5 protein-coding genes are annotated in these 7,285 nt (G+C 57.7%); 3 read left to right on the top strand and 2 right to left on the bottom strand.

Annotation, left to right across the window (positions count from 1 at the left end):
• Positions 1 to 309 (top strand): aldehyde dehydrogenase family protein (locus tag F8N12_RS26850; RefSeq protein WP_150583078.1); only part of this gene is annotated, 309 nt, incomplete at its 5' end.
• 211 nt (positions 310 to 520) lie between these two features.
• Positions 521 to 2,383, top strand: a complete 1,863-nt coding sequence (locus tag F8N12_RS26855) for an NAD(P)/FAD-dependent oxidoreductase (protein ID WP_150583079.1) — start codon at positions 521 to 523, stop codon at positions 2,381 to 2,383.
• A 59-nt stretch (positions 2,384 to 2,442) separates the two neighbouring features.
• On the opposite strand, the gene F8N12_RS26860 is transcribed toward F8N12_RS26855, so the two are convergent.
• Positions 2,443 to 2,628, bottom strand: a complete 186-nt coding sequence (locus tag F8N12_RS26860; RefSeq protein WP_150583080.1) for a hypothetical protein — start codon at positions 2,626 to 2,628, stop codon at positions 2,443 to 2,445.
• A 415-nt stretch (positions 2,629 to 3,043) separates the two neighbouring features.
• On the opposite strand from F8N12_RS26860, the gene F8N12_RS26865 reads away from it, so the two are divergent.
• The gene (locus F8N12_RS26865) at positions 3,044 to 4,669 is read left to right on the top strand and encodes a glucan biosynthesis protein D (RefSeq protein WP_150583081.1); all 1,626 of its coding nucleotides are present in this window, start codon (positions 3,044 to 3,046) and stop codon (positions 4,667 to 4,669) included.
• 89 nt (positions 4,670 to 4,758) lie between these two features.
• Here the strand turns inward: F8N12_RS26865 and F8N12_RS26870 are convergent, their stop codons facing one another.
• A complete protein-coding gene (locus F8N12_RS26870) occupies positions 4,759 to 6,180 on the bottom strand; it encodes an amino acid permease (protein WP_150583082.1) in 1,422 nt (473 codons plus the stop codon).
• Between the last annotated feature and the right edge of the window lie 1,105 nt (positions 6,181 to 7,285).

The raw sequence follows: 7,285 nt of genomic DNA on the forward strand, positions 1-7,285 counted from the left end.
GAAATCGTTCGCCGCGAAGTGTTCGGCCCGGTGGTGTCGGTGACCAGATTCACCGATGAAGCGCAGGTGCTGGGCTGGGCCAACGATTCCGATTACGGCCTGGCGTCATCGGTGTGGACCGCCGATGTCGGCCGCGCACATCGCTTGTCGGCGCGCCTGCAGTACGGCTGCACCTGGGTGAATACGCATTTCATGCTGGTCAGCGAAATGCCGCATGGCGGTCAGAAATCTTCCGGGTACGGCAAGGACATGTCGATGTATGGGCTGGAGGATTACACCGTGGTGCGGCATGTGATGTTTAAGCACTGAAGAAAGCGGCAAGCGGCAAGTGTTGAGCGGCAAGCCAGCTAAAAGCACCATCATCGCGAGCAGGCTTTGCACCCACAGCAAGCTCGCTCCCACAGGATTTGTGTCGTTCAGATGACTGATATTTGACTCGATACCTGTAGGAGCCGGCTTGCTGGCGATGACGCCTCCCCCCCTGCACCAGAGCGCCCCAAGACACCCACAAGGATTGAACATGGATATCACCCGCCGCGACTTCCTCAACGGCGTTGCAGTCACCATCGCCGCAGGCCTGACCCCGCTGCAGATTCTTCAGGCCGCACCCGATGGGCGTTATTACCCACCCGCACTCACCGGCCTGCGTGGCAGCCACGTTGGCTCGTTCGAAATCGCACACCAGCTCGGCTGGGAGAAGAAGGTTTTCGATACCGACAAGCTGCCGATCAGTGAAGAGTACGATCTGGTGGTGGTCGGTGGCGGCCTGAGCGGTCTGTCAGCCGCCTGGTTTTACCGTGAGAAGCACCCGAAGGCGCGCATTCTGATTCTGGAAAACCATGACGATTTCGGCGGTCATGCCAAGCGCAACGAGTTTTCTGCCAGTGGCCGCACGATCATCGGCTATGGCGGCAGTGAAGCCTTTCAGTCACCGGCTCATCTTTTCAGCAAAGAAGTGAACGGCTTGCTGAAAAAACTCGGCGTCAACATCAAACGCTTCGAGACGGCCTTTGATCGTCAGTTCTACCCCGACCTCGGCCTGTCGCGCGCGGTGTTTTTCGACAAGGAAAACTTCGGCGAAGACAAACTGGTCAGTGGCGACCCCACGCCGATGGTGGCTGACGACATCGCACCTGACCAATTGCACGCACGCTCCATCGCCGATTTCATCAACGATTTCCCGTTGCCACAAAGCGATCGCGCTGCCCTGATCGCCCTGCACTCGACGCCCAGGGATTACCTCGCCGGCAAAACCCTCGAGGAGAAAACCGCGCATCTGGAGTCCACCAGTTATCAGGATTTCCTGCTCAAGGACGTCGGGCTGTCAGCTCAGGCAGTGAAATACTTCCAAAGCCGTACCAATGATTTCATGGCTTTGAGCATTGATGCCGTTGCCGCGTCCGACGCTTATTCAGTCGGTTTTCCAGGCTTCAGCGCGATGAATCTGCAGCCGATCAGTGAAGAAGCCCGGGCGGAAATGGAAGAACCCTACATCTACCACTTCCCTGACGGTAATGCCTCGCTCGCGCGTCTGCTGGTGCGCAGCCTGATCCCGTCGGTGGCGCCGGGGCACACGATGGACGATATCGTGCTCGCCGCGTTCGATTACGCCAAACTTGACCAACCCGACGCCCCGGTGCACATCCGTCTCAATAGCACCGCAGTCAGCGTGCGCAATGTAGGCAACGGCGTGAACGTCGGCTACAGCCGTGGCGGCCAACTCAGCCAGGTGCGCGGCAAACACTGCATCATGGCTTGCTACAACATGATCATCCCGTACTTGCTGCGCGACCTGTCCGCCGAGCAGTCCCACGCCCTGAGCCAGAACGTGAAATTTCCGCTGGTGTACACCAAAGTGGTGATCCGCAACTGGGAGTCGTTCCAGAAACTGGGCGTGCACGAGATCTACGCGGCGACCCAGCCTTATAGCCGTATCAAGCTCGATTACCCGGTGAGCATGGGCGGTTACGATCACCCCGCAGATCCAAAACAGCCCATCGGTTTGCACATGGTTTACGTGCCTACCAGCCCCAACAGCGGAATGAACGCCCGCGACCAGGCACGTGCCGGACGTGGTCGCCTGTACGGCCAGTCTTTTGAACAGCTGGAGGCGCAACTGCGCGATCAGTTGCAACGCATGCTCGGCCCTGGAGGCTTCAAACATGAAACCGACATTCTGGCCATTACGGTCAATCGCTGGTCGCACGGCTATGCATACTTCTCCAACAGCCTGTACGACAATTCCGATGAAAGCGAAAGACTGATGGATTTGGCGCGTAAGCCGGTTGGGCGTGTAAGCATTGCCAATTCGGATGCCGCGTGGAGCGCGTATGCGCACGCAGCGATCGATGAAGCGTATCGCGCGGTCGGAGAGATCGGCTGAACCGTAGGCACCATTCAAGTGTTGGCCGCGACGCTCGTCGCGGCCAACTCACTGACGCCTCAGAAGCGCGAAACACTGCGCATGGCGTCCACCAGATAGCGCATCGCTATCTGGTCGCTCTCCGACAACTCGCGATAGCGTTCAAGCAGCTTCACTTCCTCTGAATTCAAACGGCGCCTTCGCCGAGCAGTCGCCAGGCAGGGAAAAATTCCTAACATCTGGGTGAAGCCTTGTACTTTCGACATGGACGATGTCCTTCTATCTGTTAGAGATGACTTTAAATACCGCATCGCCCTTCCATTTTTCAGCAGCGATCTGGTGCCAACTGAACCCCACCGGCCTGAGGGCAGAAACCGGTCATGCCCATAGAATAGGAAGTATCCCGGCGCTGAAAAGGAGTTTTTAGAGTAATTAGTCGAAAAAAGCAGAAATGCCCTCAAAATCAGAAGAGGATGTCAGAAACTTTACCCTGAAATGTCTTGTTTCATTGCCACGCCGTCACCCAGCCATCAACCAATTATTCTCCCTGAGCGAACCGTTTAAGCTATTCGGCATCTGTTTAAAGTCCGTTACGTTTGGCCGAAGGCATGTCCGAACCTCCATATCTGATCCAGCACGTGCCAGGAACGGCGCGGGATTGTTCACGACAGGTTGTTATTTATGCACCGCAGGAATTTGCTCAAAGCTTCCATGGCCATTGCCGCCTACACCGGTTTGTCCGCTTCCGGCCTGCTGGCTGCCCGGGCATGGGCCGGTGATAGAACCGCTGATGGCGAGGCGCAAGCGTTCGACTTTCAAACGCTCAAGTCCCAAGCCAAAGAACTCGCCGGCAAGCGTTACCTGGACACCAAGCAAGTGCTGCCGCCTACCTTGGCGACCATGACCCCGCAGAATTTCAATGCGATCCGCTACGATGGCAATCATTCCTTGTGGAAGGATTTGAAAGGGCAGCTGGATGTGCAGTTTTTCCACGTCGGCATGGGTTTCAAGCAGCCGGTGCGCATGTACAGCGTCGATCCGAAAACGCATCAATCCCGCGAAGTGCACTTTCGCCCTTCCCTGTTCAACTACGAAAAAACCACGGTCGACACCAAACAACTCAAGGGTGACCTGGGTTTTGCCGGGTTCAAGTTGTTCAAGGCGCCGGAGCTGGACCGGCATGATGTGCTGTCTTTCCTCGGTGCAAGTTATTTCCGTGCAGTCGACGCCACTGGCCAATACGGCCTCTCGGCCCGTGGCCTGGCAATTGACACGTACGCCAAAAAGCGTGAGGAATTCCCCGACTTCACCAAGTTCTGGTTTGAGACTCCGGATAAAGACAGCACCCGTTTTGTCGTCTATGCCCTGCTCGATTCACCGAGCGCCACCGGCGCCTACCGTTTTGATATCGATTGCCAGGCCAGCCAGGTCGTCATGGCTGTCGACGCCCACATCAACGCGCGTACCGCGATCGAACAATTGGGCATCGCGCCGATGACCAGCATGTTCAGCTGCGGCACCCACGAGCGGCGCATGTGCGACACGATTCATCCGCAGATCCACGATTCCGATCGCCTGGCGATGTGGCGAGGCAATGGCGAGTGGATTTGTCGCCCGCTGAACAACCCGGCCACCCTGCAGTTCAACGCCTTCGCCGACACCGACCCGAAAGGGTTCGGTCTGGTGCAGACCGATCACGAATTTGCCAACTACCAGGACACCGTCGATTGGTACAGCAAGCGTCCAAGCTTATGGGTAGAACCTACAACCGCATGGGGCGAAGGCTCTATCGATCTGTTGGAAATTCCTACCACCGGCGAGACGCTGGATAACATCGTCGCGTTCTGGACGCCGAAAAAACCAGTGGCAGCCGGCGATTCCTTGAATTACGGCTACAAGCTTTACTGGAGCGCGCTACCGCCGGTGGGTACGCCATTGGCGCGGGTTCACGCGACGCGTTCGGGCATGGGCGGCTTTGTCGAAGGTTGGGCACCGGGCGAGCATTATCCGCCGGTGTGGGCGCGCCGCTTTGCCGTCGACTTCAATGGCGGTGGTCTGGATCGCCTGCCCGAAGGTACGGGCATTGAACCGGTGGTCACCTGCTCCCACGGCGAGGTCAAGGATTTCAGCGTGTTGGTGCTCGACGACATCAAGGGCTACCGGATTCTGTTCGACTGGTACCCGACCAGTGACAGTGTCGAGCCGGTGGAATTGCGGCTGTTCATCCGCACCAATGACCGGACGTTGAGCGAGACCTGGTTGTATCAGTATTTCCCGCCGGCACCGGATAAGCGTAAGTACCCATAAGAATGGGTTGGCCCCTTCGCCGGAACGCCGCCAGAAAAAAAAAGCCCCGGTCACAACGACCGGGGTTTTTCGAATTTCAACCCTTCAATTTACGAAGCCGAACGCACCGCACCTTGCGCAATATTGGTCGGCTGCAGCTTGAACACGTAGAACAAAACCGTCAGCAGCACCAAAAACCCCGGGCCGACATACAGCGCAACGCGCGTGTCCGGGAAGTACGCCATCAGGCCGACTACCACCACCAGGAACGCCAACGCCAGGTACGAACTCACCGGGTACAGCCACATCTTGTAGGTGAGGCCGGCACGTTCGCTGGCGCTCAGACCTCTGCGGAATTTCAGCTGGGCGAGCAGGATCATCACCCAGGTCCAGATGGCGCCGAAGGTGGCAATAGCGGTCACCCAGACGAAGACTTTTTCCGGCACCAGATAGTTGAGCAGCACACCCAGCAGCAACGCGCCAATCGACAGCAGCAAGGCACGACGTGGCACACCGTTATTGGAAGTCTTGGCAAAACCGGCCGGTGCCTGACCGTTCTGCGCCAGGCTGTAGAGCATGCGCCCGGTGCTGAAAATGCCGCCGTTGCAGGAGGACAGTGCAGCCGTGATCACCACGAAGTTGATGATGCCGGCCGCGGTCTTGATGCCCAGACGTTCGAAAGTCATCACGAACGGACTGCCGGACGTGCCAATTTCGTTCCACGGGTAGATCGACAGAATCACGAACAATGCACCAACGTAGAACAACAGAATCCGCCAGAATACCGAGCCGATCGCATTTGGAATGGTTTTCTGCGGGTTCTTCGCTTCGCCGGCGGTCAGGCCGATCATCTCGACGCCGAGGTAGGCGAACATGACCATTTGCAGCGACATCAACACGCCTTGCACGCCGTTGGGCATGAAGCCGCCGTGGGCCCAGAGATTGGAAATCCCCAAGGCAACGCCGTCGTTGCCGAAGCCAAACGCGATCACGCCGATCCCGCCGATGACCATCGCAATGATGGTGACGATCTTGATCAGGGCGAACCAGAATTCGAATTCGCCGAAGGCCTTAACCGCGATCAAGTTGATCGAACCCATGCTGATCAAGGCAGCGAGCGCCCAGATCCAGCGCGGCACATCGGGGAACCAGACGCCCATGTACACCGCCACCGCAGTGATCTCGGCAACACAGGTCACCAGCCACAGGAACCAGTAATTCCAGCCGGTGAGGAAACCGGCCAAGGGGCCAAGGTAGTCTTGAGCGTAACGGCTGAACGAGCCGGCAACCGGGTTGTGCACGGCCATTTCGCCGAGCGCGCGCATGATCACCAGAATCGCCAGACCGCCAATGATGTAGGACAGCATGATGGCCGGGCCGGCCATTTCGATGGCTTTGGCCGACCCAAGAAACAGACCGACGCCGATACAGGCACCGAGCGCCATCAAGCGTATATGCCGTTCGCCGAGTTCGCGTTTAAGCGGGCCGCCCTGAGCGGTTTCGCCGTGGGGCAGATGATTGCCGACTGGCATAGGGGTACAACCTCGTCTTGTTATTGGATATGACCACCGAGTGTCCAGGTGCAGGCCGGTAAGCCATTTGCCTGTGTGAAACCGGTGCGGCTTCGTGGGCAGCACCGTCTTGTAGGACAAAACCTGCAAGATCAGCGGGGCGTGCAGTATAAAAAGCTTCGCACAGGGTTTTTCACTCTATAAACCACAACATTTAGCGAGAACTCTCGGTAAAACAGCAGTTTGCGGAGGGGCATTACCTGTAATGCGTAGGATTTTTCGCAAGTGAAACGGCGCGGATTATTGCACAGCATTGGTGCATCGTCATGGGGTGTGGAGGGTTTGCTGAGGTTGACGCTCTATGACCGGGCAACTTGTTTGTAGCGAGGGCTTCCTGTGGTGATGGGGCTTTTCTGTGATGAAGGCTTTCTGTGGTGACCGGGCTCCTCTGTGATGACGGGACTTTTCTGTGGTGAGGGCTTCCTGCGGTGATGGGGACTTTTCGGTGATGAAGGCTCCCTGTGGTGATGGGACTTTTCTGTGGTGAGGGCTCCCTGTGGCGATGGGACTTTCTGTGGTGAGGGGGCTTGCCCCCGTTCGGCTGCGCAGCAGTCGTGAAACCATTGAACCCGGTACACCTGATTCCCCTCGATGACTGCTCTGGGGCGGCTTCGCCACCCAACGGGGGCAAGCCCCCTCACCACAATGTATCTGCTGCTCACATCGCTGCATGACAGGGCTTGCCCGTGATGAGGCTTCCTGTGGTGATGGGGACTTTTCGGTGAGGAAGGCTCCCTGTGGTGGTGGGACTTTTCTGTGGTGAGGGCTCCCTGTGGTGATGGGACTTTCTGTGGTGAGGGCTTCCTGTGGTGATGGGGACTTTTCGGTGATGAAGGCTTCCTGTGGTGGTGGGACTTTTCTGTGGTGAGGGGGCTTGCCCCCGTTCGGCTGCGCAGCAGTCGTGAAACCATTGAACCCGGTACACCTGATTCCCCTCGATGACTGCTCTGGGGCGGCTTCGCCACCCAACGGGGGCAAGCCCCCTCACCACAATGTATCTGCTGCTCACTTCGCTGATCTTGCGTGACAGGGCTTGCCTGTGATGAGGGCTTCCTGTGGTGACGGG

The organism is Pseudomonas fluorescens, assembly GCF_902497625.1.
Lineage (GTDB): Bacteria > Pseudomonadota > Gammaproteobacteria > Pseudomonadales > Pseudomonadaceae > Aquipseudomonas > Aquipseudomonas fluorescens_BQ.

Coding starts and splice junctions, on each gene's coding strand:
- F8N12_RS26855 (WP_150583079.1), top strand. CDS start 521: ATGGATATCACCCGCCGCGACTTCCTCAACGGCGTTGCAGTCACCATC.
- F8N12_RS26860 (WP_150583080.1), bottom strand. CDS start 2,628: ATGTCGAAAGTACAAGGCTTCACCCAGATGTTAGGAATTTTTCCCTGC.
- F8N12_RS26865 (WP_150583081.1), top strand. CDS start 3,044: ATGCACCGCAGGAATTTGCTCAAAGCTTCCATGGCCATTGCCGCCTAC.
- F8N12_RS26870 (WP_150583082.1), bottom strand. CDS start 6,180: ATGCCAGTCGGCAATCATCTGCCCCACGGCGAAACCGCTCAGGGCGGC.